The sequence below is a fragment of the Sphingobium sp. C100 genome, from assembly GCF_000508185.1.
Classification (GTDB): domain Bacteria; phylum Pseudomonadota; class Alphaproteobacteria; order Sphingomonadales; family Sphingomonadaceae; genus Sphingobium.
Genome location: NZ_AYOY01000128.1, coordinates 1 through 574, shown reverse-complemented (window position 1 = coordinate 574; position 574 = coordinate 1). Strand labels below are relative to the sequence as shown.

Below are 574 nucleotides of genomic sequence, written 5' to 3'. Positions count from 1 at the left end.
TGACTCTGCGCTAAAAGCTGTTGTTTTAGCGCAACAATATCGTCAGGTAAGTGATCAGCCGGTGGTGTTTTCATGGGGTTGGATTATACCAAATCCGTTAATTTATAGCAGAGTAAAATAGCGTTTCATGCGGTTTATTATTAAAAATATCCAGTCCATCCAATAATAAATTCAGTTGATAACCGTCGATGCAAAGGGATGCAGTGTCGGTCGGCTTTAGCCATTTAAAACGTTGCTTTTCCAACCGTTTGTACCACAGCACAAAGCCATTGCGCTCCCAGTACAGTAGCTTAACTTTATCGCGGTTACGATTACAAAAGACGAACAGCGCATTGATCATGGGGTTGAGTTCTAACTCCTGCTCAATCAGAGCGGACAAGCCATTAATAGACTTGCGCATATCCACCGCGCCTGCGTATAAATACACCTGAACCGATGCGCTAGGCCGAAGCATACAAAAGCCCTCGATCATTGAGAGCCACCAATAGATCGGGTAAGGCCTCGACTGACAGTTCAATCAACACCTGCGAGCCCAATCGTAGTCGTGCCGGAGCCGAAGACGTCAGCGTGATAG

At 46.0% G+C, this 574-nt stretch carries 1 protein-coding gene; it reads right to left on the bottom strand.

What is annotated here, in order from left to right:
- Window positions 1-97 precede the first annotated feature (97 nt).
- Entirely contained in the window at window positions 98-472 is a 375-nt protein-coding gene (gene tnpB / locus C100_RS33420) for an IS66 family insertion sequence element accessory protein TnpB (protein ID WP_024019389.1), read from the bottom strand.
- Window positions 473-574: the final 102 nt, after the last annotated feature.